Below are 23,038 nucleotides of genomic sequence, written 5' to 3' on the forward strand. Positions count from 1 at the left end.
AGCTTGAAGGCCACAGTCAAGAGCCTACAATATATGCCATCAACTGTGCAGGAATCTGGGGATAACTCGTGGATAAGATCCATCTGGTGAAACTATGCGTCGGAGCAGAGAGCATTGATGACCTTCTGCACTGGCAAGCCAGCGGGCGATCCGTCTCCAGCGACGGGATGCCACGCCACGTCACCCGCATGTGGCCGAAACAAGAGACAGCTCTCTTGAACGGTGGGTCAATCTTTTGGGTTATCAAGGGGATCATCCTAGCGCGGCAACCGATCCTTCGTCTCGAAGAAGTGGTGCGCGAGGATGGAATTTCCCGATGCGGTATCGTGCTGGATCGAAACGTCGTTCAGACGCGCCCCGCCCCAAGGCGCCCTTTCCAGGGCTGGCGCTATTTGAAGCCCGAAGATGCCCCGGCTGATCTGCCGACTAGCCGAGCCAACGAAGGGAAGCTGCCCGCAGAACTAGACGCGGCGCTCGCCGAGATTGGCGTCCTTTGATCCCGGCGAACGTGGAGTGCTCTAGCTTACTCAGAAATTGAAACTGTTCTGCTGGTTGTTACCAAAAGCAGAGCGGCCCTGCCCCAAGATCTGACCTGCGACCGAAGTCCCCGGAACCGCGCTCTGTGCTGCGCCGCCGATTGGAATGCTGAGACCGAAGCGCACCTCATGGCCGCGGAGATCGTCACCCACTAAATCTGAATTGGTGCGGACAAGTTCTACACTCGCCATTGCATCGAACTCTGTGACCGCAGACAGATCATACCCCATGCCCACAGCATATTTGTAGGTGAAGATATCGTCGTCCTCGTCAGCGAATTCATCGTCGGTCTTAGACCGCAGCAAACCGCCAAAGACATTGGCATCGCCAAAATCATACGCCCAAGCAAGGCCATGCGCGCTCATTGCGGATTCGCCATCGTCATTTCTCAAGACGGTCCGATCGTACCTGAATCCGACCAAAGCCTCAGGAGACAGCCCGTATGTGAAACTGCCGCCATATTCGACCCAATCTTCACTACCCGCTTGCTCAGGGCTTTCATCCAAGGTTCCGATGTAAACCTGCCCGGCAAAAGTGCCGATCTCGTAGCCGCCACTGAGACCATAGGAATGGAACTCAAAATCATCGCTATCGGAGGCAACCCGGTTGAATTCGTAATACGCGCCGACCGAACGCTGGTCATCGAGATGGAACATAGGCGCGATGACGCCATTCGTGACATGGGAATGCTCGTCATCATCGCCAGCGCGTAAACGCATCGCATCGAGGCGAGTGCCCACCGAAAAATTATCCCCGACCGAGAATAGCCCCCCGAGGACAAAGCCAAGTCGGGAAATATCTTCATCCTCGACTTCGCCGAAGCCATATCCCAGCGTGAGGTCGCCTTCCCACGATTGGGCCCCGGCAGATGCCGCCGCTGCTGCAAAGATTGTCGCAATCGTAACTGTCTGGAACCGCATCGGAAACCTCAAGGAGTGTGATTTACCGAATACCCTACGCGCGGTTCTACGCGCTTACGAGAAGAAGCCGATGCGAAACGGCTTTCGGCTACCCCTGTTGCGAGTCTGTCACTCGCCTTAAAGCGGTTCCCGATCAATCTCCAAGCGATCGATCAAAGCAGTCATCGTTTCCCGTTCATCTCCGGCGAGAGGTGCAGTACGAGATTTGAAAAGCGTGGCCTGACTGCGCAGAATGAGGCCATCATCGAGAATCTTCAGGTGGTTGGCGCGCAGCGTTTCTCCCGTCGAGGTGATATCCGCGACAGCCTCCGCAGTCTCATTCTTGACCGTACCCTCCGTCGCGCCCTGGCTATCGACAAGCTGGTAATCCGCAACCCCTTGATCACGCAGGAATTCCCGCACGAGCCGATGGTATTTGGTTGCGATGCGCAAACGGTGCCCATGAACGGCACGAAAGGCACGGGACACCGCATCCAGATCCTCAAGCGTGTTGACATCAACCCATGCATTCGGGACAGCGATTATCAGGTTTGCCTCCCCGAACCCGAGGCCGGTCAGAACCCTTGCTTGCTGTTCCCAGTTCGCGAGCTTCTCCTGCACAAGGTCATTGCCCGTCACACCGAGGTGGATACGCCCTGCGGACAACTCACGCGGGATCTCCCCTGCGGACAACAACACCAGATCTAGCCCGTCAATACCTTCGACCGAAGCAGCGTATTCCCGCTCTGAGCCAGTTCGGCGCAGGCCGATTCCCCGCCGGCCAAACCAATCGAAAGTCTTCTCCATAAGCCTGCCCTTGGAGGGAACGCCGAGTTTTACGGTCATGCCTCTGCCTCCAGTTCAAGCTTGAGACCGGGGCGAATGACCCCACCCACAGCTGGAATTTCCTGCCCGTTCCCGAGCCTCCGGGTCAGGGCATCGTACCGGCCCCCTGTCGCCACAGGTGGAAGGTCAGGACGAAGCGGCGCGAGGAACCCGAAAACAAACCCGTCGTAATATTCCATGGATGTGCGCCCGTAGCTCGCCTCGAAATCCAGCGTCTCAAGAGAGATCCCGCGCCGGGCGAGCGCCTCCATTCGAATCTCCATCGTCTCTACCGCCCGCGAGATTGAGGGCAAGTCGACGGCCAGATCGCGCAGGTGCTCCAACGCGAATGGCAAAGTTTCCCGCGTCGCGAGAAGCGCTTCGATCAGATCGATCTCCTGCGCAGACAAGGGGGGCTCGCTGGCATCAGCGCGCAAAGCCGCTATCCGATCTTCGATTTCCGTACGGGACCGCAGCCCGATCATTGGCCCTGCATGTGCGAACGGATCTTCGGCCTCAAGCAATGCACGCCGAGAGCTTGGCACCGGGGCCCGCCCGGAGAAACGGTCCATCAAGGCGCGGAACCGGCGCGGATGCCAAATGTGACGAGCAAGCGCGCATTTTCGAGCTTCGCTGGTGCGCAAACCGGCGACAGCGGCAGTCAGAATGCCGATATCCCCCGTCGCACGACGAAGGTCCAGTCCGTCAAACGCCTCTGCAATGGCCGAGAAAATCTCGGCATCGGCATCGGCAGGGTTTTCACGGTCAAATACTTCGAAGCCGACCTGCAGATATTCGTTGGCCCGATCCGCATCCGCTTCCTGACGGCGGAACACCTCGCCCGCATAGGTATAACGTGCAGGTTCCGCGCCGCTTTCCATGTGCATCTGAACGACCGGAACGGTGAAATCGGGGCGCAGCATCTGTTCGCCGCGCAGTGCGTCGGACGTCACATATGCGCGGCCCCGGATATCTTCGCCATAGAGATCCAGCAAGGTTTCGGCTGGCTGCAGTACGGGCGTCTCAACAGGCTGCGCTCCACGAGCCTCGAACTGTGCGCGAAGCCGGGCGGCCTCCGCCAGTATTTCAGCACGCGTTACCATCAAACGTAGCTGCCGTCGTCAGCAAGCAGACCGTGGGTCGAGAGGATCTCCCGGACACGTTCCACAAGTTCGGCGCGCGGCGCCTCGATCTGGCTCGGGCGCTCCTTCCACTCTTCGAGAGTGGCGTTCTCGGCGATCTTCGCCCCCAGGATGAGGTCCTTGATCTGCACCACGCCTTTTTCCTGCTCATCCCCGCCTTGAATAATCGCGACTGGGGACCCGCGCCGGTCGGCATATTTCAGTTGGTTGCCAAAGTTCTTGGGATTCCCGAGATAGACCTCGGCCCGGATATTTTCGTTTCGCAGTTCGGCAACAATTTCTTGATAATCGGCCATACGGTCGCGATCCATCACCGTGATTACAACCGGCCCGTTCTGCGCACTGCTGAGCCGCCCCTTTGCCCGCAGCGCGGCAAGCAGGCGATCAACCCCGATGGACACACCCACCGCGGGCACGGTCTGGCCCGTAAAACGCGCGACAAGGTCGTCATAACGCCCACCCCCGGCAACAGAGCCAAATTGGCGCGGGCGGCCTTTTTCATCGGTGATTTCAAAGGTTAACTCAGCTTCGAATACCGGGCCGGTATAGTACCCAAGCCCCCGGACGACGGCCGGGTCGATCACGATCCTATCGGGGCCATATCCTTGGGCTTCGAGCAAGGCGGCCATGTCTTCCAATTCCGACACGCCCGCTTCGCCGATCGTCGAACCTTCGATGGCACTCCGAAGGTTGGCCAAGGTCGCGCTGTTGCCATCCGCACGAGAGGTCAGAAAGGCGATGACCGGATCGGCGCTCTCGGGGGCCAGCCCCACACCGTCGATATATGCGCCCGATGCGTCCAGACGGCCTTTCCCCAAAAGCTCCCTTACGCCACTTTCGCCGACCTTGTCGAACTTGTCGATCGTGCGCAGCACAGCCTCACGGGTCTCGCCTTCGCCGACCCCCATGACCTCCAGCACGCCGTTCAATACCTTGCGGTTGTTGATCCGCACGATGTAATCGCCGCGCGGAATGCCAACTGCCTCAAGGGTATCCGACAGCATCGCGCAGATTTCCGCATCGGCGGCCATGGAGGCGCTTCCGACCGTATCGGCATCACACTGATAGAACTGACGGAACCGGCCCGGACCCGGCTTTTCATTGCGCCAAACCGGCCCCATGGCAAAACGGCGGTACGGCGTGGGCAAATCATTCCTGTTCTGAGCATAGACGCGGGCCAATGGCGCGGTCAGATCATAGCGCAACGCCAGCCAATCGCTGTCATCTTCCTGCCAGGCAAAAACCCCTTCGTTCGGGCGATCGACATCGGGAAGGAACTTGCCCAGCGCCTCGACCGTCTCGACGGCCGAACTTTCCAAGGCGTCAAACCCGTATCGGTGATAGACCGCCGCAATGGTACGGAGCATGTCCGCACGCTCGCTGACCTCCGCGCCAAAGTAGTCGCGAAACCCTTTGGGCGTCTGGGCCTTGGGCCGGGGTTGCTTCTTCACTTTCGCCATTGGATCGGGCCTCATCCGCGGGTGCTGTCGCCGCTGGCTTTATCCAATGGCGCGCGGAGGGGCAACAGGCCCTTGGCGACGGGCGCTTCCTGCCCTAACTCTTGAACCATGAGCAATGACCGTATCGAAAAACTGGAAGAGACCGCCGCGCACCTGTCCAAGTTGGTGGATGACCTGAATGAGGTCGTCACCCGCCAAGACAGCGAGATTGCAAAGCTGACCACTCAGGTGACGATGCTGATGCGCCGAGAAGCCGCACGCGAGGCCGAAAGCCCTGGCAGCGTGATGATCGGCGATGAACGACCGCCGCACTACTGACGACAGGCATTACTGCAGCCGGGCATCATTGCAGTCGGGCATCGTCCGTCAGGAGACGGGTCGGAAGGTCTGCGGTATCCGAGGGGGTCCACTCTTCGGGCACCTCGATGAGCGCCGTAAGAAGCGGCCAATCCGCCATCGTATCTTCCGCCGACGGACGAAGGTTGAACCGCGACGTTTCAGGCATGACGCCCGCCACGGGCGGCGCCATGGAGGGGGACGACGCGATGCAGCCATCAAGCAGCAACGCCGTCGCGAAAAGCATCATGAAGCGAGACATGGGAACACGCAAACCAGTACGAAAAGGGAAACTGTTCGCCGCATAGCGAAGCGCAGCATGGTTAACCAGCGGCAGCTTCCAGATCGGCGAGCCCCCGCCGACAGCATCAGAGATCCTGCACCTCGACCACGCCGGAAAGACTCTTGATCGCGCCCTTGATCTGGGGATTGACCGGGTAATCTTGTTTGAGCGTAACGTCGATCTCACCCAACCCTTCGGGATCAAAGAAGGTGAATGTGATCGGCCCCTTGCCCCCTGATCGCACCGTGCGAGTGGCATCCTCAAGCACCGTTTGCGCCAGGCGCACCGCACCTTCGTCTTCAAAGAAGATGCGCAAACCGGTTGCCCCGACGCCTGCAACTGCGGTGTCAATCGGCGCGACAGAACGACCAAGCAGTTTGAGCTGATCGCTTTCCATCGTGGCCTCGACGGTGACGACAACCTTGGCCCCCGTCTCCAGATGCTCCCTCGCCGTTTCCAGCGTGTCGGAAAACAACGTAACCTCATAGCCGCCGGTCGTGTCGGAGAGTTGGCAGAAGGCAAACCGGTTGCCGCGCGCGGATTTGCGTTCCTGCCGTCCCGCCACAACGCCCGCCATCTTGGCCACATGCGCACCGCGCTCTGCTTTGGCGTGCACCTCGTCCAGCGTCATGACGCCCTTTCGTTTCAGGGCGGTCATGTAGTCATCAAGCGGATGTCCAGAGAGGTAGAACCCGACGGCCTTGAACTCCTCATTCAGGCGTTCCGCGGGCATCCAGTCGTTGACGGCAGAAAGCCTTGGTTCAGGCAGATCGTCGCCCGCTTCACCAAAAAGCGACACTTGGGATGAGTTCTTTTGATCGTGAATTGCGGCGGAATACCCTGCCAGTGCCTCGATGCTCTCGAATATGCGGCGACGGTTCCGGTCAAGTTCATCGAACGCTCCGGCACGGGCCAGCATTTCCAGTGGGCGTTTGCCGATCCGCTTGAGATCCACCCGACGGGCAAAATCGTATATGGTCACAAAGGGTTTGTCGGCACGTCCCTCGACGATCAGGCGCATCGCCTCCACCCCGACGTTCTTGAGCGCCCCGAGCCCATAGACCAGAGCCCCATCCTCCACCTTGAAGGTCGCCTCCGAGCGGTTCACGCAAGGCGGCACCCAAGGCAGGCTGAGACCCTTTTTCACTTCCTCGAAATACACGCTGAGCTTGTCGGTGAGATGGATATCACAGTTCATGACCCCAGCCATGAACTCAACCGGGTGGTTCGCCTTGAGCCATGCGGTCTGGTACGACACCACCGCATAGGCCGCAGCGTGGGATTTGTTGAAGCCGTAGTTGGCGAACTTGTCGAGCAGGTTCCAGACTTCGAGCGCCTTCTCGTCGTCCACCCCGTGCTTCTTGGAGCCTTCGATGAACTTCGGGCGCTCCGCATCCATCGCTTCCTGGATCTTCTTACCCATCGCGCGACGAAGCAGATCGGCACCGCCAAGCGTATAGCCCGCCATCTCCTGCGCGATTTGCATCACCTGTTCCTGATAGACGATGATGCCTTGGGTCTCATCAAGGATATGGTCGATCGACGGGTGCAGCCGGTCGCGTTCCGACAGGCCGTTCTTCACCTCGCAGTATTTCGGGATGTTCTCCATCGGGCCGGGTCGATAGAGCGCCACGAGCGCGACGATATCCTCGATGCACGTCGGTTTCATGCGCTTGAGCGCGTCCATCATGCCCGAGGATTCCACCTGAAATACCGCCACCGTCTTGGCTCTTGCATAGAGGCGATAGGTTTTCTCATCGTCGAGCGGGATCGCGTTGATCTGGTTCTCGGCCCCGTCGGCCGGCTCATAGATCTGCGTTCCATCGGCCGCGATATGTAGCGGGCGGTTCGATGCGTGGATCTGTTCGATGGCGTTCTGAATGACGGTGAGTGTCTTGAGGCCGAGGAAGTCGAACTTCACCAGCCCCGCCTGCTCCACCCATTTCATATTGAACTGCGTGGCCGGCATATCGGATCGCGGATCCTGATAGAGCGGGACAAGCGCATCGAGCGGTCTGTCCCCGATCACGACCCCCGCGGCGTGGGTAGACGCATTGCGCAAAAGACCCTCGACCTGTTGCGCATAATCAAAGAGGCGTTTGGCGGGATTCGCCTTGCCCTCCCGCCGATCCTGTTCCGTCTCCCGGATTTCCTCCTGAAGGCGCGGCTCATCGCGCAGGGCCTTTTCGATGGAAACGGGTTTGACCCCCTCCACCGGGATCATCTTCGACAGACGATCCACCTGCCCGTATGGCAGCTGCAATACGCGCCCCACATCGCGCACCGCCGCCTTTGACAGCAACGCACCAAAGGTGATGATCTGGCCGACCTTGTCGCGTCCGTATTTCTGCTGAACGTAGCGGATGACTTCTTCGCGGCGATCCATGCAAAAGTCGATGTCAAAGTCGGGCATGGACACCCGTTCAGGGTTAAGGAAACGCTCGAAGAGAAGGCTGTAACGCAATGGATCCAAATCAGTAATCGTCAATGCGTAGGCTACGAGAGACCCCGCACCGGAGCCGCGGCCCGGCCCTACGGGGATATCTTCGTCCTTGGCCCATTTGATGAAATCTGCAACGATCAGGAAGTAGCCCGGAAACCCCATCCCCTCGATGATGCCAAGCTCGAAATCGAGCCGTTTGTCATACTCTTCGACAGAGGCCGCATGGGGTATCACGGCAAGCCGATCTTTCAGACCTTGCTTGGCCTGACGGCGCAATTCCTCCACCTCGTCATCGGCAAACCTGGGCAGGATCGGATCGCGGCGATAGGCCATGAAGGCACAGCGCTTCGCGATCTCCACGGTATTCGCGGTTGCCTCTGGCAAGTCCGCGAAAAGCGCCAACATCTCTTCCTGACTCTTGAAGTAGTGCTGCGGTGTCAGGCGGCGGCGCGGGTCCTGCTGATCGACATAGGCGCCCTCGGCGATACAGATCAGCGCATCATGCGCCTCGTACATGTCCGGCTTGGGGAAATAGGCATCGTTCGTCGCGACCAGCGGGATCGCCATAGAATAGGCCATCTCGACAAAGCCGCGCTCGGTCAGCCGCTCGGCTTCTGGCAACCCATTGTCGCCGGGATGCCGTTGCAACTCCACGTAAAGCCGGTCCTCAAAGGCGGCGTGCAGGTGCTGCATCAATGCCTCGGCGGCGGAATGCTGCCCCGCGCGCAGCAACCGGCCTACCGGGCCATCCGGCCCGCCCGTCAAACAGATCAACCCCTCGGAATGCGCCTTGAGTTCCTCCACGGTGACATGAGGAAACTCACCGTCGCCGCGCAGATAAAGGCAGGTGTTGAGCTTCATCAGATGCTCATAGCCGCGCTCCGTCTGGGCCAGCAGGACAACCGGCGCGGGCGGCTGGGCCCGTTCGCCCGGTTGCGGCTCAAGATAGCGCAGATCGACCTGACACCCGATGATCGGCTGCACCCCCGCACCCGCCGCCGTCACGGAAAATTCCAAGGCGGCAAACATGTTGTTGGTGTCGGTGATCGCCACCGCCGGCATCCCCATTCCCGCGCAGATGCCCGGCAGCTTCTTGAGCCGCATGGCCCCTTCGAGGAGGGAGTATTCGGTGTGGGTGCGAAGATGGATGAATCGGGGGGCGTTGCTCATGCCAGCAGGATACGCCCGGCCTTCGGTGGCCGAAAGCCCCAACTCGGCCCTCCCGTCCCGTCAAGAGATCCGCATGGCTGATTTTCCGGGCAACCCGCGCCGCCGATGCGATGCCATGCGACAGAAAATCCTTGCAAACTGCATCTCCCCCCCGCCAAACTGCGGAAAGTTTTTTGGGATCTCCCCCCCTTCTACGCCGCATCGAAGGGGACGCGCGGAGTTCAAACAGTATGGCGGCGGGTTTAATCGCAATGGACATCACGTTTCTTCTCAACGGAGAGACTGTGACCTTGAACGGGGTCGCGCCAACGGTGACTCTGCTCGATTGGTTGCGCGAAACACGCGGACTGAAGGGCACGAAAGAGGGTTGCAACGAAGGGGATTGCGGAGCCTGCACCGTGATGGTGACGGATGCGCAAGGGGTAAAGGCGCTCAACGCCTGTATCCTGTTGCTGCCGCAACTTCACGGCAAAGCACTGCGGACCGTCGAAGGCATCGCCGGACCGGATCGCGCAGGTCATCCCGTGCAGGAGGCGATGGTGGCCGAACACGGCAGCCAGTGCGGCTTTTGCACCCCCGGCTTCGTGGTCAGCATGGCCGTCGCCCATCTGAAAGGCGATCGCGCGCACGACGATGCGCTCGCCGGGAACCTCTGCCGGTGCACGGGCTATGCGCCCATCGTGCGGGCGGCCGAAGCCGCGGCGGAGGCCCCCGTGCCAAACTGGATGCAAGAAACCCCGCCGCAGGTGGAGCCGACCGATGCCGTGCCCGAAACAGCCGACGCGCTGGCCGAATGGTACGCCGCCAACCCTGAGGGCGTGCTCGTCGCCGGGGCCACCGATGTCGGGCTTTGGGTCACCAAACAATTGCGCGACATCGCACCGGTCGCCTTTCTGCATCGCTGCCGCGATCTGCAACAGATCGACATCGCCGAAACCGAAATCCGCATCGGTGCGGGCGTCACCATGGACCGGGTTCATGCGCTGATGCAGGACGAATATCCGTCCTACGCCGAGATGATCCGCCGCTATGGCTCTGCGCAGGTGCGCGCAGCCGCGACGATCGGCGGCAACATCGCCAACGGCTCCCCCATAGGGGACAATCCTCCCGCGCTCATCGCGCTCGGCGCGGTCTTGCACCTGCGCAAAGGGGATGCCCGGCGACAGATCCCGCTGGAATCCTTCTTCCTCGATTATGGCAAGCAAGACAGGCAACCCGGCGAATTCGTGGAGGCCGTCACCCTGCCCCGAGGGGCCGAGGCCCTGCGATGCTACAAGATCTCCAAACGCTTCGATCAGGATATTTCTGCGGTTTGCGGCTGCTTCAACGTCACGGTTCAGGACGGCACCATCCGTTCCGCGCGCATCGCTTTTGGCGGCATGGCCGGCATTCCCCAGCGCGCCCATTCCGTAGAGGAAATTCTCGAAGGCCGCCCTTGGTCAGAGGCAACTTTGGCAAACGCAAGGGCCGCCCTGGCGGAGGACTTTGAGCCGCTGTCAGATATGCGGGCCAGTGCGGAGTATCGGCTCGAAGCCGCGCGCAACCTGCTCACACGCTATTTCCACGATATTTCAGGCACTCAGGTTTCCGTGTTGGGGGTGTCGGCATGAGCGTCGCGAAACCCCTCCCCCACGACGCGGCCCCTCTGCATGTGTCCGGCGCTGCGCGCTATGTCGATGACATCCCTGTTCCGGCGAACTGCGTGCACCTCGCCTTTGGGATGGCGCAAATCGCGGCGGGCAGGATCACGGCGCTGGATCTTGATCCCGTGCGCGCCGCGCCGGGTGTCATCGCGGTCCTGCAGGCTGGTGATCTTCAACGTGCCGCCGATTGTTCGCCCAGCGCCCATGATGAACCGCTGCTGTCCGGCCATACGATCAACTATCTCGGCCAGCCGGTGTTTCTGGTCATCGCCGAGAGCCACCTTCAGGCCCGCAAGGCCGCGCGTCTGGCCCAGATCACCTACAAGGAACGCGACGCCATCCTGACCATCGACGATGCGCTCGGTGCGGACTCCCGTTTCGAAAAGGGTCCCATCGTCTGGGAAAAGGGCGATGCCGGCGAGGCGATCGACGGTGCCCCGCATGTCGTCGAGGGCAAGATGGAGCTCGGTGGACAGGAGCATTTCTATCTGGAGGGGCAAGCCGCCCTCGCGCTGCCGCAAGAAGGTGGCGACATGGTCGTTCACTCCTCGACCCAGCATCCCACCGAAATTCAACACAAGGTCGCCGAAGCGCTCGGCCTGCCGATGCATTCGGTACGGGTGGAAACGCGGCGGATGGGTGGCGGGTTCGGCGGCAAGGAAAGTCAGGGCAATGCGCTTGCGATTTCCTGTGCGCTCGCGGCGGAGCTCACCGGGTGTCCCGCCAAGATGCGCTATGATCGCGACGACGACATGATGATCACCGGCAAGCGCCACGATTTCCGTATCGAGTATCGCGCGGGCTTCGATGATGAGGGCCGTCTTTCGGGGGTCGAATTCGTGCATCTGGTCCGGTGCGGCTGGGCGCAGGACCTGTCTCTGCCCGTCGCCGACAGGGCGATGCTGCATTCCGACAACGCCTACCTGCTCCCCCATGCCCGGATCGAAAGCCACCGGCTCAAGACCAACACCCAGAGCGCCACCGCCTTTCGCGGCTTCGGCGGACCGCAGGGGATGGTCGGGATCGAGCGTGTGATGGACCACATCGCCCATGCGCTTCACCTTGATCCGCTGGACGTGCGCCGTCGCAACTTCTACGGCACCGGCGACGGCGGCGCGCAATCCGCGCCCCAATCCCCCGCCAAGTCCCCAGCGCCCCGCGGCGTGCCCGACAGCACGGTCGACGTCACCTCGCGCGGCGCCGTCGGGGAGGTCCCCCCCGGCCCTGCCGTTCCCGCCCCGCGCGGTGCCCAGACGACACCCTATGGCATGGCGGTGGAGGATTTCATCCTGCACGACATGGTGGAAGAGTTGGCCCGTTCCTCTCAATACCAGGCCCGCCGCGCCGCGGTGCGCGAATGGAACGCCGCGAACCCGATCCTGAAGAAGGGCATCGCGATGACCCCGGTGAAGTTCGGGATTTCATTCACCCTCACCCACCTCAATCAGGCGGGGGCGCTGGTGCACGTCTATCAGGACGGCTCGATCCACATGAACCACGGCGGCACGGAAATGGGACAGGGTCTGTTCCTCAAGGTGGCGCAAGTGGCCGCCGACCGCTTTGGCGTCTCGGTGGACAAGGTGCGGATCACGGCGACGGATACGGGCAAGGTTCCCAACACCTCCGCCACCGCCGCCTCCTCCGGCTCCGATCTCAACGGCATGGCGGTCAAGGCCGCGTGCGACACGATCCGCGACCGCATGGCACAGGTCCTCGCGTCCCGGCACCAGACGGACGCCTCCGCAGTGCGGTTCGAAGGGGGTGAGGTATTCGTTGGCGCCGAAAGCTATAGCTTCGCCGACGTGGCCAAACTCGCCTATGAATCCCGCGTCAGCCTGTCGGCCACGGGCTTCTATCGCACTCCGAAACTCGCGTGGGACCGTCTCAAGGGGGATGGCCGCCCCTTCTTCTACTTCGCCTATGGCGCGGCGGTGACAGAAGTTGTCATCGACACGCTGACCGGGGAAAATCGCATCCTGCGCACCGATATCCTGCATGACTGCGGTGCCTCGCTGAACCCGGCCATTGACCGGGGCCAGATCGAGGGCGGCTATGTGCAGGGGGCTGGCTGGCTCACCACAGAGGAACTCGTCTGGGACAGCGCCGGGCGGCTGCGCACCCATGCCCCCTCCACCTACAAGATCCCCGCCTGTTCCGACCGGCCCAAGGTCTTCAACGTCGCGCTCTGGGATGGGCACAACAAGGAGGACACCATCTATCGCTCCAAGGCCGTGGGAGAGCCGCCTTTCATGCTGGGCATCAGCGCACTCATGGCCCTGTCGGATGCGGTGTCCGCCTGCGGGGAACGCTACCCGGCGCTGGATGCCCCCGCGACGGCGGAACGCGTCCTTGCGGCAGTCACCCGGGTGCAGGAATGAGTTTCGATCTTTCTGCGATCCGGCGGGCGATCGCCGCGCATGGCCCCGTCGCGCGCGTCGTGGTGGCCGAGGTAAAAGGCTCCGCCCCCCGAGAGGTAGGCGCGTCGATGCTCGTCTGGAAGGATGGCCAAAGCGGCACGATCGGCGGCGGCACACTGGAACACGAGGCCGCGCGAAACGCACGAACGGGCCGCCGCGGGCTTTCGCGCCACGCGCTTGGGCCGGACCTCGGACAATGCTGCGGCGGGGCGGTGACGCTCCTGACCGAAGAGTGGGATGCGGATCGGCTGGCGGACATCCACGAGGTCGCGGCCCGGCCCGTGGACGGGGCCGAGATGCCCCTCGCCGTCGCCCGCACGCTGGACCGTGCCCGCGCTCAGGGCATCCGCCCCGCGCCGCACCTGTTGCAGGGCTGGTTCCTCGAACCCGTCCTGCGCCCGACGAGACAGCTTTGGATCTGGGGTGCGGGTCACGTGGGGCGGGCGCTCGTCACCACGCTATCCCCGCTGCCTGACCTGTCGATCACGTGGATCGACACCGCGCCTGAGCGGTTCCCCGCGGAAATCCCCGAGGGCGTGACCGCCCTGCCCGCCGCCGCGCCGGAGCAACTTGCCGCCCACGCGCCGACCGATGCGGAGCATCTCATTCTGACCTACAGCCACGATATCGACTTCGCTCTTTGCGATGCGCTGCTGCGGCGGGGCTTCGGCGCGGCCGGGGTGATCGGATCGGCCACGAAATGGGCGCGCTTCCGGAAAAGGCTGCACAACCTTGGGCATAGCCATGATGAAATTATGCGCATACGCTGCCCCATTGGGCGAAAAGATCTCGGCAAGCACCCCCAAGCCATTGCGATTGGAGTCGCTGCCGCACTATTGAACTCGGAAAAAGACAGGGACAGCACCCAGTGGGACAGCCGCTCATCGAGCTTCGGGGCCTGACCAAGGCCTATCCCGGCGTCGTCGCCAATGACGATGTCTCCTTTGCGATCAAGCCGGGCGAAGTGCATGCCCTGCTCGGTGAGAACGGGGCGGGCAAATCGACTCTCGTCAAGATGATCTACGGGTTGGTCAAACCCGATGCCGGCACCATGACCCTGAACGGCGCGCCCTATACTCCCGAAGAGCCGCGCTTTGCCCGCGAACAGGGCGTGGCGATGGTGTTTCAGCATTTCTCCCTCTTCGATGCGATGAACGTGGCCGAGAATATCGCGCTCGGCATGGAAAATCCGCCCCGCCTTGCCGATCTTTCCGCGCGGATCCGCAAGGTCTCGCTGCTCTACGGCCTACCGCTCGATCCGGAGCGCACCGTGGGGGAGCTTTCCGCCGGGGAGCGCCAGCGGGTGGAGATCATCCGCTGCCTGCTGCAAGATCCCAAACTTCTGATCATGGATGAGCCGACTTCGGTCCTCACCCCGCAGGAGGTGGAAATCCTGTTTCGCACCCTCCGCAAGCTTTCCGCCGACGGCACCGCGATCCTCTATATTTCCCACAAGCTCGAAGAGATCCGCACCCTGTGCGACGAGGCCACCGTGCTGCGCCTTGGCCGGGTCGTCGGCACCTGCACGCCGCGCAAGACCACGGCCAGCGCCATGGCCGAGATGATGGTCGGTGAAACGCTCACCGCCCCCGCGCGCGCCGCCGTCGCAAGCGATGAGATCGCGCTGGAGGTCACGGGCCTCAAGGCGCGCTCTCCCTCCCCCTTCGGCACCAGCCTGCGTGACATCACCTTCACCCTGCACAAGGGCGAAGTGCTCGGGATCGGCGGCGTCGCCGGCAACGGTCAGGACGAACTGCTTGGCGCGCTCTCCGGCGAGTTGCGCAGTGATGCGGACACGATCCGCCTCGGCGGTCAGCCCATCGGCCGCAGGGGCCCCGAAGCGCGCCGCCGGCTGGGCCTTCTCTCCGCACCGGAGGAACGGCTGGGCCATGCCGCCGCCCCCGACATGAGCCTTACGGAAAACGCCCTCCTCACGGGCGCACACCGACAGGCATTGACCAAACGCGGGATGATCAACTGGTCCGCCGCGCAGGGGTTTGCCGAGCGGATCATATCCCGCTTCGACGTGCGCACCCCCGGCCCCCACACCGCCGCCCGCGCGCTTTCGGGCGGCAACCTGCAGAAATTCGTGATCGGCCGCGAAGTGCTTCAGGACCCCCGCGTGCTTGTCGTGAACCAGCCGACATGGGGCGTCGATGCCTCCGCCGCCGCGGCCATCCGCCAGGCGCTTCTTGATCTTGCGACCAACGGCACCGCGATCCTCTGTATCAGTCAGGATCTCGACGAGCTCATGGAAATCTCCGACCGCTTCGCCGCCCTCAACGAAGGTCGCCTGTCGGAAATCCGCCCCGCGCAGGGGCTGAGCGTCGAGCAGATCGGCCTGATGATGGGCGGCGCGCACGGGATGGAGGTCGCCCATGTCTGATCCCCGGCCCTCGCACCCGACGCAGGAGCGCACCCCATGCTGACCCTCGAACGGCGCCCCGAACCCAATCGCCGCGTGGCCCTCCTCACCCCGATCATCGCCGTGGTGACCACCATGATCGTGGGCGGGCTGCTCTTTGGCGCGCTGGGCACCAACCCGATCACCGCCATCGAAACCATTTTCTGGGAACCGCTCTTTGGCGAATTCGCCTTCTACTACCGGCCCCAGCTCATGGTCAAAGGCGCGCCGCTCGTCCTGATCGCCATCGGGCTTTCGCTGGGCTTTCGCGCGGGCATCTGGAACATCGGCGCCGAAGGGCAATACATCATCGGCGCGCTTTGCGGCGCCGGGGTCGGCCTTGCGTTCTACCCCACCGAAAGCTGGCTGATCTTTCCGCTCATGGTGATCGCCGGGGCGTTCGGCGGCTTCGTCTGGGCGATGATCCCGGCCATCCTGAAAACCCGCTTCGGCACGAGTGAGATCCTCGTCTCCCTCATGCTGGTCTATGTGGCCGAACAGTTTCTCGCCTCCATGGCGCTGGGCCTGATGAAGAACCCCGAGGGTTTCGGCTTTCCCGGCTCCCGCAACCTTCAGCAATACGCCTCTGCCCATAATGCCGAACTCTTCACCGGCACGGGCATGCACTGGGGCGTCGTGGCCGCGCTCATCGCCGTGATCGCCGCCTATGTGCTGCTCAACCGACACATGCTGGGCTATCACATCCGCCTGACCGGCGAGGCCCCGCGCGCCGCACGGTTCGCGGGCGTCAATCCCACCCGTCTCGTGCTTTTCTGCCTTGGCACCTCTGGCGCGCTCGCCGGGCTTGCCGGGCTCTTTGAGGTCTCCGGCCCCGCTGGCATGGTTTCGATCGACTTCAACGTGGGCTATGGCTTCACCGCGATCATCGTCGCTTTTCTCGGGCGGCTGCACCCGGTCGGCATCCTGCTTGCGGGGCTGCTCATGGCGCTCACCTATATCGGCGGTGAAATCGCCCAGTCGAACCTCGGCCTGCCCGCCGCCGCCATTCAGGTGTTTCAGGGCATGTTGCTGTTCTTCCTGCTCGCCGCCGACCTGCTCACCAATTATCGGATCCGCCTTGCGCGGACGGAGGCCGCCTGATGGATCTTACCGCGATCTCCCCGACCCTGCTCATCGCGTCCCTCATGGTGGCTGCGACCCCGCTGCTGCTCGCCGCCCTTGGTGAGCTTATCGTAGAGCGGGCGGGCGTTCTGAACCTCGGGGTGGAGGGGATGATGATCACCGGCGCGATCTGCGGCTTTGCCATTTCGGTGGAAACCGGCTCGCCCTATCTCGGCCTCGTCTTTGCGGCGATTGGCGGGGCGCTCCTGTCGTTGCTTTTCGCGCTGCTGACCCAACTGGTCCTTGCCAATCAGGTTGCCTCAGGCCTCGCCCTGACCCTCTTTGGCCTCGGCCTCTCGGCGCTGCTCGGCCAATCCTATGTCGGGGTCAAACCGCCCAGCATGGCGCGGCTCGACCTGCCCGGCCTGTCGGACCTGCCCTTCGTCGGGCGCGTCCTCTTCAGCCACGATCCCGTGCTCTACTTCGGCATTGCCCTGACCATCGCCACATGGGCCTTCCTCAAGTTCACCCGTGCGGGCCTTATCCTTCGGGCCGTGGGCGAAAATCATACTGCGGCCCATGCCCTTGGCTACAAGGTCGTGCGCGTGCGCATCCTCGCCATCCTCTTTGGCGGCGCCTGCGCGGGCCTCGGGGGGGCCTACATCTCGCTGATCCGCGTGCCGCAATGGACCGAAGGCATGACCGCCGGCATCGGATGGATCGCCCTCGCCCTTGTGGTCTTTGCCAGTTGGAAACCGCTGCGGGTGCTGCTTGGCGCGTATCTCTTCGGCGGGCTCAGCGTGCTGCAACTCAACCTGCAGGCGGCGGGCCTCGCCGTTCCGGTCGAGTATCTCGCCATGTCGCCCTACATCATCACCATCCTCGTGCTCGTGCTCATGTCAGCCGACAAGAGCCGCGCCCCGGCCTCGCTCGGGCGCATTTTCCATGCCTCGAGCTGACGCGGCGAACCGCAAACTTTCACACAACCAAAAAATACCAACCAAAGGGGAAACCAATGACATTCACTAGACGCTTCCTGATGGCCGCCTCGGCCGCCGCGCTCGGGCTTGCCACCGGTGCAGCAGCGCAGGACAAGACCAAGGTCGGCTTCATCTACGTCGGTCCCGTGGGCGACGGCGGCTGGACCTATGAGCACAATCAGGGCCGCCTTGCCGTCGAGGAAGAATTCGGCGACGCGGTCGAGACCGTCTTTGTCGAAAGCGTTCCCGAAGGCCCCGACGCCGAGCGCGTGCTGACCCAGATGGCGCTCAATGGCGCGGACCTGATCTTCACGACCTCCTTTGGCTACATGGACCCGACGATCAACGTCGCCGCCAAGTTCCCGAACGTGAAATTCGAACATGCCACCGGCTACAAGCGCTCCGACAACGTCAGCACCTATGGCGCCCGCTTCTATGAGGGCCGCGCGGTTCAGGGCCACATCGCCGGCTCCATGACCGAAAGCAACGTCATCGGCTACATCGGTTCCTACCCGATCCCCGAAGTGATCCGCGGCATCAACTCCGCCTATATCCACGCCAAGAAGGTCAACCCGGACGTCGAGTTCAAGATCATCTGGGCCTACACATGGTTCGACCCGGCCAAAGAGGCCGATGCCGCCAAGGCGCTGATCGAACAGGGCGCGGACGTGATCCTGCAACACACCGACTCCACCGCGCCGCAAGCCGCAGCGCAGGAAGCGGGCAACGTCATCACCTTCGGTCAGGCCTCCGACATGGCGGAATACGCGCCCAAGCCGCGCGTCTCCTCCATCATCGACAACTGGGCGCCCTACTACATCGACCGCGTCCGCGCGGTTGTCGATGGCACGTGGGAAAGCACGGACACATGGGATGGCATCGGCGCTGGCATGGTCGGCATCGGTGAGATTTCCGACGTGGTCCCCGCCGAGGTCAAGGCCGAAGCGCTGGCCCTCAAGGACGAGATCGCAAGCGGCGCGTATCACCCCTTCACCGGCCCGCTCAAGAAGCAGGACGGCTCCGACTGGCTCGCCGAAGGCGAAAGCGCCGATGACGGCACCCTGCTCGGCATGAACTTCTACGTCGAAGGCATCTCCGGCGACATCCCGCAATAAGCGGCCCCCGGCATTCGACCCAGATGACCCCGCCCCACCCGGCGGGGTCATTGCGTTCCGGGCGCTCCTGCGCGCGATCAGCCCCTAGAACAGCGCGACCCCAAGCCGCTCCAGCACCGCGATCTTGTCCCGCTCATCCTTTTCCGAATTGGGATGCAGGATGATCGCATGTCGGGCGGTCTTGGGCTTTGTTCCGTGGCGCTGGTACTAGGAATGCGGCAACGCCGCGAGGCGCAGACCGGTTTTCCGACACTCCCCCAGGATCGGTGCGGTCCAGCCCCCCTCAAGAGAACAGCGCCGCCAGCCTGCGGGCCGTTCGGCCCAGTCCACATCGAAATCCGACAGCAGCACCTCGTTGATCGTCCGCTGGTCGCTTCCGTCGAACCGCTCCACCGCCGCGTGCAACAGCGTCTCCACCGCCGCGCAGGGGCGCATGAAGAAAAACCCGGTACAGACCGAAAACCCCCACGCCTGCTTCGTGCTCTGGGGAAAGGAGGCTGGCTGAAACGCGAAATCCACGTCGAGGGTCAGGATCTGCGCAATGGGATCTTGCCGCCAGATTGCGTCCACGTCGCTATAGATAACCGGCACGCCATCCCTGATCCGGTCCAGCGCTTCGATCAGCTTGAGCGACACCGTGAATCCGCCTTGTCGCTTGGGAAGGTACTGTTTCCATAGACGATCCGGTCATCCGCGGCCAACTCCCCCTCAGGCAGGTGGGAGAGGCATGAAAATCCCTGCCCCGAGAGGAACGCCCGCGCCGTCTCATCCGCACAGACGAAGCTCGGGGCGCGGCCCGTGACGCGCCGAACCTCCCGCCCCCATGCCTCGCCCAGCCGCAGGTAATTGCGGTCGATGACCGAAAACACGAACGGCCCGACATCGCTTTGCATCATGTCATTGTCCTGCCTCGCGCGAACCGGCGCCACGATCACAGCGCCCATAGGCCCCTCCCGTGCCCCCGCAATTGCTTCCCTCCTTCGGGGCCGATGTCAACGCAAAGGCCCCAAAGGACGGCGGGTGCCATGGTCTTCTTGTTGACCCTAGGGAAGACAACGTGGTTAACTCATTTTATTGTTTACTAATTATTTTTTGAAAGGTTTCCACATGACGTCCATTTCACGGACACTTCCCCTCATAGTGACCATCGCGGCAAGCGCCCTCGCGGCCGGGGCTGCAAGCGCCGCGACGATCGTTGCCGACACGGTGATCGACTACAACGTCGAAGGCATCACCGCCGGGCTCGATACGTCGGGAGTGCTAACCGATGACAGCAGCTATGTCTCCCTTCCGACCTATACCGATACCGCGTCTGGCCTGACGCTCAACAGCTTTGCCACCCTCGGTTTCTCCACCGGCTACATCGTCGACGCCGCGGGGCAGGATGATCTCTTTGTCGGAGAGATCGGCAACGGCAATGAGGACGCGGACGTTTTCGTTTCGACCAACTGGGGCGCGACGTTCACCTATCTTGGCGTGGCCTATGGCAACGCGGTCAGCACGTTCGATCTGGCGACACTCGGGATCGCCGGGATCAAGGTCACGGCGGTCAAGGTCGTCGGCCTCGACCGAGGGGGCAGCGCGCCCGGCTTCGATCTCGATTTCATCAGCGGCCTCGAAGGCAGTTCGGTCATCGGGCCGCATGATCCGCTGACAACCGTTCCCCTGCCCGCAACGCTGCCTCTGCTCCTCGCCGGTTTGGGCGGCACCACCCTCTTGCGCCGCCGCCGCAAACAATAGCGCCCGCGCGCCGAAGTCGGCCCCCGCGACGCGGCCCCTGCCAAAGCGCGGGGGCCGCATCGCGGCCTTGCGTCAATCGGACCCGCCGCCGCGCGCTTTTCTTTTCTCCGCACGCCGCTATCCTCCCGTCGCGGAGGCCCCGCCATGCCCTATCAATGGACCCGCAAAGAGCATCGCACGGAACTGGCCGTCTGGCCCTATCGGTCGCTGCCGCGACGCGGCTTCGTGTTGGTGATCGCGGCGACGGCCACGCTGCTCAGCTTGCCGCTTCTCGCCGTGCTCGGCACTCCGATCCTCTGGGGGCTGCTGCCCTTCATCGCGCTCGCGCTCGGGGCGCTTTGGTTCGGGTTCAGCCGGAACTACCGCGATGCCGATCTGCTGGAGGAGTTGACGATCACACCGCGCCTCATCCGCCTGACCCGGCACAACCCGTCAGGCGATGTGCAGGACTGGCAGAGCAACAGCTATTGGGCTCAGGTGGAGATGCACGCCCGCGGCGGGCCGGTGCCCCACTACCTGACGCTCCGCGGCGACGGACCCCGTGAGGTGGAGATCGGGCGATTCTTGTCGGAGGCGGAGCGTCGCACGCTCTTTGGGGAATTGTCCGACGCGCTGCGCGATGCGCGCAGTCATACAAGTGTATGACGCGATGTCATACACTTGTCATACAAAAGTCATACCCACATTTCAAAGACTTGGGGCAATCGCCCCTCAGGAGAGACGGTCCTTCACGAGCGGCCCCGCCGCCCCGAAATCCATCCGCCCGGTGTACTTTGATTTGAGCACACCCATGACCCGGCCCATATCACGAATGGAGCTGGCCCCCGTCTCCGCAATGGCCTTGTCGACCGCCTTTTCGACCTCTTCTTCGGTCAACTGGCGCGGGAGATATTCCTCGATGATAGTGATCTCGGCCCGTTCCCGCTCCGCCAGTTCAAGCCGCCCGCCCTCTTCATAGACACGCGCGCTTTCCTGACGTTGCTTGACCATTTTGCCAAGGATTTGAAGGATATCCGCCTCGGACACCCCTTCGCTTTCCTCATCGCCACGGTTCGCGATCTCGCGGTCCTTGATCGCGGCATTGATGAGCCGCAGCGTCGAGAGACGCTCGACCTCCTTGGACTTCATCGCGGCTTTGAGCCCTTCGTTGACTTTGGTACGTATATCCATGGATCAATTCCCGGGTCGCTTCGGCAAGCCCCAAGTGTTAACGGATCGCCGCGTTGCAGGCAAGGGAGGGCGCCATAAGTTAAGCCCTTGTTTCCACGTGTATTTTCAAAAAACAGAGAGGGGGTTGACGGCGCCCGCGCCGCTCCATAGGTATGCCCCGATCAGCTGAAAGAGAGAGTCGAGCGATGCCCCTTTCCGCCGGGACCCACCCGACCGCCTGCCTTGCCCTCGCAGATGGCACCGTCTTTTACGGACGCGGCTTCGGTGCCACGGGCTCGACCGAAGCCGAATTGTGCTTCAACACAGCCATGACCGGCTATCAGGAAATCATGACCGATCCCTCCTACGCGGGGCAGATCGTCACCTTCACGTTTCCTCATATCGGTAACACCGGCGTCAATCCCGAAGACGACGAAACCATGGATCCGGTCGCCGCCGGCATGGTCGTCAAATGGGACCCGACGCAGCCATCCAACTGGCGCTCCGCAGAGCCACTTTCCGATTGGCTGGCCAAACGGGGCCGGATCGCCATCGGCGGCATCGACACGCGCCGCCTGACCCGCGCAATCCGCCAGCAAGGCGCGCCCCATGTTGCGTTGGAACACAACCCGGACGGCAATTTCGACCTCGCGGCACTGGTCGCCCGCGCCCGTGCATTCAACGGGCTCGAAGGGCTTGATCTGGCCAAGAGCGTGACCTGCGCCCAAAGCTATCGCTGGGACGAAATGCGGTGGGCATGGCCTGATGGCTACACCCGCCTGACCGAGCCCAAGCACAAGGTCGTCGCCATAGATTACGGGGCAAAGCGCAATATCCTGCGCTGCCTCGCCTCAACCGGCTGCGACGTCACGGTGATGCCCGCCACGGCCACCGCCGAAGACATTCTGGCGCTGAACCCTGACGGGATTTTCCTGTCAAACGGTCCCGGCGATCCCGCCGCGACCGGGGCCTATGCCGTGCCCATGCTGCGGGAGGTTCTGGACAAGACGGAACTGCCCATCTTCGGCATCTGCCTCGGGCATCAAATCCTCTCCCTCGCCTTGGGTGCCAAGACCGTCAAGATGAACCACGGCCACCACGGGGCCAACCATCCCGTGCGCGACAATGAAACCGGCAAGGTGGAGATCACCTCCATGAACCACGGTTTCACCGTCGACAGCCAGACCCTGCCCAAGGATGTGATCGAGACGCATGTATCGCTGTTCGATGGCTCGAACTGTGGGATCCGCATGGCCGAACGCCCCGTGTTTTCGGTGCAGTATCACCCCGAAGCCAGCCCCGGCCCGCAAGACAGCTATTACCTGTTTGAGCGTTTCAGCGCGGCGATGGCCAAATAGGGCGGCGTGAGCGCCGCCCCTAAAACGCTACGTTTACCGCTGCTTAACCATGCCCTTGGCATGATCCGTGCGACG

Annotated in this window: 21 protein-coding genes; 12 read left to right on the forward strand and 9 right to left on the reverse strand. The window is 62.6% G+C overall.

Features of this window, described 5'->3' with window-relative positions:
• The first annotated feature begins 68 nt into the window (after positions 1 to 68).
• Complete coding sequence (locus tag BM234_RS05500) at positions 69 to 497, forward strand: DUF1489 family protein (protein ID WP_092061526.1); 429 nt, start codon at positions 69 to 71, stop codon at positions 495 to 497.
• A 30-nt stretch (positions 498 to 527) separates the two neighbouring features.
• Here the strand turns inward: BM234_RS05500 and BM234_RS05505 are convergent, their stop codons facing one another.
• The 4 genes from BM234_RS05505 to hisS all read right to left on the reverse strand — a co-directional run bounded on the left by BM234_RS05505 (position 528) and on the right by hisS (position 4,863).
• Complete coding sequence (locus tag BM234_RS05505; RefSeq protein ID WP_092061529.1) at positions 528 to 1,457, reverse strand: hypothetical protein; 930 nt, start codon at positions 1,455 to 1,457, stop codon at positions 528 to 530.
• 117 nt (positions 1,458 to 1,574) lie between these two features.
• A complete protein-coding gene (hisG, locus tag BM234_RS05510) occupies positions 1,575 to 2,282 on the reverse strand; it encodes an ATP phosphoribosyltransferase (RefSeq protein WP_092061533.1) in 708 nt (235 codons plus the stop codon).
• A complete protein-coding gene (locus tag BM234_RS05515; protein WP_092061536.1) occupies positions 2,279 to 3,364 on the reverse strand; it encodes an ATP phosphoribosyltransferase regulatory subunit in 1,086 nt (361 codons plus the stop codon). Before BM234_RS05515 ends, hisG begins: the two co-directional genes overlap by 4 nt.
• Positions 3,364 to 4,863: a histidine--tRNA ligase gene (hisS, locus tag BM234_RS05520; protein ID WP_092061539.1), complete on the reverse strand. Its 1,500-nt coding sequence runs from the start codon at positions 4,861 to 4,863 to the stop codon at positions 3,364 to 3,366. Before hisS ends, BM234_RS05515 begins: the two co-directional genes overlap by 1 nt.
• A 108-nt stretch (positions 4,864 to 4,971) precedes the next feature.
• Here hisS and BM234_RS05525 point away from each other — a divergent pair, with 108 nt between their 5' ends.
• On the forward strand, positions 4,972 to 5,181 hold the full coding sequence (locus BM234_RS05525) for a SlyX family protein (protein ID WP_175501208.1): 210 nt from the start codon (positions 4,972 to 4,974) through the stop codon (positions 5,179 to 5,181).
• 25 nt (positions 5,182 to 5,206) lie between these two features.
• Here the strand turns inward: BM234_RS05525 and BM234_RS05530 are convergent, their stop codons facing one another.
• Together BM234_RS05530 and dnaE are read right to left on the reverse strand one after the other, a co-directional pair.
• Entirely contained in the window at positions 5,207 to 5,461 is a 255-nt protein-coding gene (locus BM234_RS05530) for a hypothetical protein (protein WP_092061542.1), read from the reverse strand.
• A 106-nt stretch (positions 5,462 to 5,567) separates the two neighbouring features.
• Positions 5,568 to 9,095 carry a DNA polymerase III subunit alpha gene (gene dnaE / locus BM234_RS05535; protein WP_092063203.1) on the reverse strand — a complete coding sequence of 1,176 codons (3,528 nt, stop codon included), beginning with the start codon at positions 9,093 to 9,095 and terminating at the stop codon, positions 5,568 to 5,570.
• 251 nt (positions 9,096 to 9,346) lie between these two features.
• Between dnaE and xdhA the strand changes: the two genes are divergently transcribed.
• The 7 genes from xdhA to BM234_RS05570 are packed head-to-tail and all read left to right on the forward strand — an operon-like array spanning position 9,347 to position 18,716.
• The gene (xdhA, locus tag BM234_RS05540) at positions 9,347 to 10,705 is read left to right on the forward strand and encodes a xanthine dehydrogenase small subunit (protein ID WP_092061545.1); all 1,359 of its coding nucleotides are present in this window, start codon (positions 9,347 to 9,349) and stop codon (positions 10,703 to 10,705) included.
• Complete coding sequence (xdhB, locus tag BM234_RS05545; protein WP_092061550.1) at positions 10,702 to 13,116, forward strand: xanthine dehydrogenase molybdopterin binding subunit; 2,415 nt, start codon at positions 10,702 to 10,704, stop codon at positions 13,114 to 13,116. Before xdhA ends, xdhB begins: the two co-directional genes overlap by 4 nt.
• Entirely contained in the window at positions 13,113 to 14,057 is a 945-nt protein-coding gene (gene xdhC, locus BM234_RS05550) for a xanthine dehydrogenase accessory protein XdhC (protein WP_092061553.1), read from the forward strand. Before xdhB ends, xdhC begins: the two co-directional genes overlap by 4 nt.
• Positions 14,024 to 15,541: an ABC transporter ATP-binding protein gene (locus BM234_RS05555; RefSeq protein WP_092061556.1), complete on the forward strand. Its 1,518-nt coding sequence runs from the start codon at positions 14,024 to 14,026 to the stop codon at positions 15,539 to 15,541. The genes xdhC and BM234_RS05555 overlap by 34 nt, the downstream gene beginning before the upstream one ends.
• Positions 15,542 to 15,577: 36 nt before the next feature.
• Positions 15,578 to 16,660 carry an ABC transporter permease gene (locus BM234_RS05560; protein WP_092061559.1) on the forward strand — a complete coding sequence of 361 codons (1,083 nt, stop codon included), beginning with the start codon at positions 15,578 to 15,580 and terminating at the stop codon, positions 16,658 to 16,660.
• Positions 16,660 to 17,580: an ABC transporter permease gene (locus tag BM234_RS05565; RefSeq protein WP_092061562.1), complete on the forward strand. Its 921-nt coding sequence runs from the start codon at positions 16,660 to 16,662 to the stop codon at positions 17,578 to 17,580. Before BM234_RS05560 ends, BM234_RS05565 begins: the two co-directional genes overlap by 1 nt.
• A 56-nt stretch (positions 17,581 to 17,636) precedes the next feature.
• The gene (locus BM234_RS05570; protein WP_092061565.1) at positions 17,637 to 18,716 is read left to right on the forward strand and encodes a BMP family ABC transporter substrate-binding protein; all 1,080 of its coding nucleotides are present in this window, start codon (positions 17,637 to 17,639) and stop codon (positions 18,714 to 18,716) included.
• A gap of 207 nt (positions 18,717 to 18,923) precedes the next feature.
• Here BM234_RS05570 and BM234_RS05575 read toward each other — a convergent pair whose 3' ends face one another.
• The gene (locus tag BM234_RS05575; RefSeq protein WP_092061568.1) at positions 18,924 to 19,352 is read right to left on the reverse strand and encodes a putative nucleotide-diphospho-sugar transferase; all 429 of its coding nucleotides are present in this window, start codon (positions 19,350 to 19,352) and stop codon (positions 18,924 to 18,926) included.
• A complete protein-coding gene (locus tag BM234_RS05580) occupies positions 19,337 to 19,660 on the reverse strand; it encodes a hypothetical protein (RefSeq protein ID WP_092061570.1) in 324 nt (107 codons plus the stop codon). The genes BM234_RS05575 and BM234_RS05580 overlap by 16 nt, the downstream gene beginning before the upstream one ends.
• Positions 19,661 to 19,823: 163 nt before the next feature.
• Between BM234_RS05580 and BM234_RS05585 the strand changes: the two genes are divergently transcribed.
• Positions 19,824 to 20,456, forward strand: a complete 633-nt coding sequence (locus BM234_RS05585) for a VPLPA-CTERM sorting domain-containing protein (protein WP_092061573.1) — start codon at positions 19,824 to 19,826, stop codon at positions 20,454 to 20,456.
• A gap of 144 nt (positions 20,457 to 20,600) precedes the next feature.
• Positions 20,601 to 21,101 carry a DUF2244 domain-containing protein gene (locus BM234_RS05590; RefSeq protein WP_092061576.1) on the forward strand — a complete coding sequence of 167 codons (501 nt, stop codon included), beginning with the start codon at positions 20,601 to 20,603 and terminating at the stop codon, positions 21,099 to 21,101.
• 66 nt (positions 21,102 to 21,167) lie between these two features.
• Here the strand turns inward: BM234_RS05590 and BM234_RS05595 are convergent, their stop codons facing one another.
• Entirely contained in the window at positions 21,168 to 21,626 is a 459-nt protein-coding gene (locus tag BM234_RS05595; RefSeq protein ID WP_092061579.1) for a GatB/YqeY domain-containing protein, read from the reverse strand.
• A gap of 185 nt (positions 21,627 to 21,811) precedes the next feature.
• Here BM234_RS05595 and carA point away from each other — a divergent pair, with 185 nt between their 5' ends.
• Positions 21,812 to 22,963, forward strand: a complete 1,152-nt coding sequence (gene carA, locus BM234_RS05600) for a glutamine-hydrolyzing carbamoyl-phosphate synthase small subunit (RefSeq protein WP_092061582.1) — start codon at positions 21,812 to 21,814, stop codon at positions 22,961 to 22,963.
• Positions 22,964 to 23,038 lie beyond the last annotated feature (75 nt).

Origin of the sequence: Poseidonocella pacifica (assembly GCF_900111875.1) — a bacterium.
Lineage (GTDB): Bacteria > Pseudomonadota > Alphaproteobacteria > Rhodobacterales > Rhodobacteraceae > Poseidonocella > Poseidonocella pacifica.

Bases quoted from the DNA above. Each gene is read 5' to 3' on its own strand.
- BM234_RS05505 (WP_092061529.1), bottom strand. From the start codon at position 1,457: ATGCGGTTCCAGACAGTTACGATTGCGACAATCTTTGCAGCAGCGGCG.
- hisG (WP_092061533.1), bottom strand. From the start codon at position 2,282: ATGACCGTAAAACTCGGCGTTCCCTCCAAGGGCAGGCTTATGGAGAAG.
- BM234_RS05515 (WP_092061536.1), bottom strand. From the start codon at position 3,364: ATGGTAACGCGTGCTGAAATACTGGCGGAGGCCGCCCGGCTTCGCGCA.
- hisS (WP_092061539.1), bottom strand. From the start codon at position 4,863: ATGGCGAAAGTGAAGAAGCAACCCCGGCCCAAGGCCCAGACGCCCAAA.
- BM234_RS05525 (WP_175501208.1), top strand. From the start codon at position 4,972: ATGAGCAATGACCGTATCGAAAAACTGGAAGAGACCGCCGCGCACCTG.
- BM234_RS05530 (WP_092061542.1), bottom strand. From the start codon at position 5,461: ATGTCTCGCTTCATGATGCTTTTCGCGACGGCGTTGCTGCTTGATGGC.
- dnaE (WP_092063203.1), bottom strand. From the start codon at position 9,095: ATGAGCAACGCCCCCCGATTCATCCATCTTCGCACCCACACCGAATAC.
- xdhA (WP_092061545.1), top strand. From the start codon at position 9,347: ATGGACATCACGTTTCTTCTCAACGGAGAGACTGTGACCTTGAACGGG.
- xdhB (WP_092061550.1), top strand. From the start codon at position 10,702: ATGAGCGTCGCGAAACCCCTCCCCCACGACGCGGCCCCTCTGCATGTG.
- xdhC (WP_092061553.1), top strand. From the start codon at position 13,113: ATGAGTTTCGATCTTTCTGCGATCCGGCGGGCGATCGCCGCGCATGGC.
- BM234_RS05560 (WP_092061559.1), top strand. From the start codon at position 15,578: ATGCTGACCCTCGAACGGCGCCCCGAACCCAATCGCCGCGTGGCCCTC.
- BM234_RS05565 (WP_092061562.1), top strand. From the start codon at position 16,660: ATGGATCTTACCGCGATCTCCCCGACCCTGCTCATCGCGTCCCTCATG.
- BM234_RS05570 (WP_092061565.1), top strand. From the start codon at position 17,637: ATGACATTCACTAGACGCTTCCTGATGGCCGCCTCGGCCGCCGCGCTC.
- BM234_RS05580 (WP_092061570.1), bottom strand. From the start codon at position 19,660: ATGGGCGCTGTGATCGTGGCGCCGGTTCGCGCGAGGCAGGACAATGAC.
- BM234_RS05585 (WP_092061573.1), top strand. From the start codon at position 19,824: ATGACGTCCATTTCACGGACACTTCCCCTCATAGTGACCATCGCGGCA.
- BM234_RS05590 (WP_092061576.1), top strand. From the start codon at position 20,601: ATGCCCTATCAATGGACCCGCAAAGAGCATCGCACGGAACTGGCCGTC.
- BM234_RS05595 (WP_092061579.1), bottom strand. From the start codon at position 21,626: ATGGATATACGTACCAAAGTCAACGAAGGGCTCAAAGCCGCGATGAAG.
- carA (WP_092061582.1), top strand. From the start codon at position 21,812: ATGCCCCTTTCCGCCGGGACCCACCCGACCGCCTGCCTTGCCCTCGCA.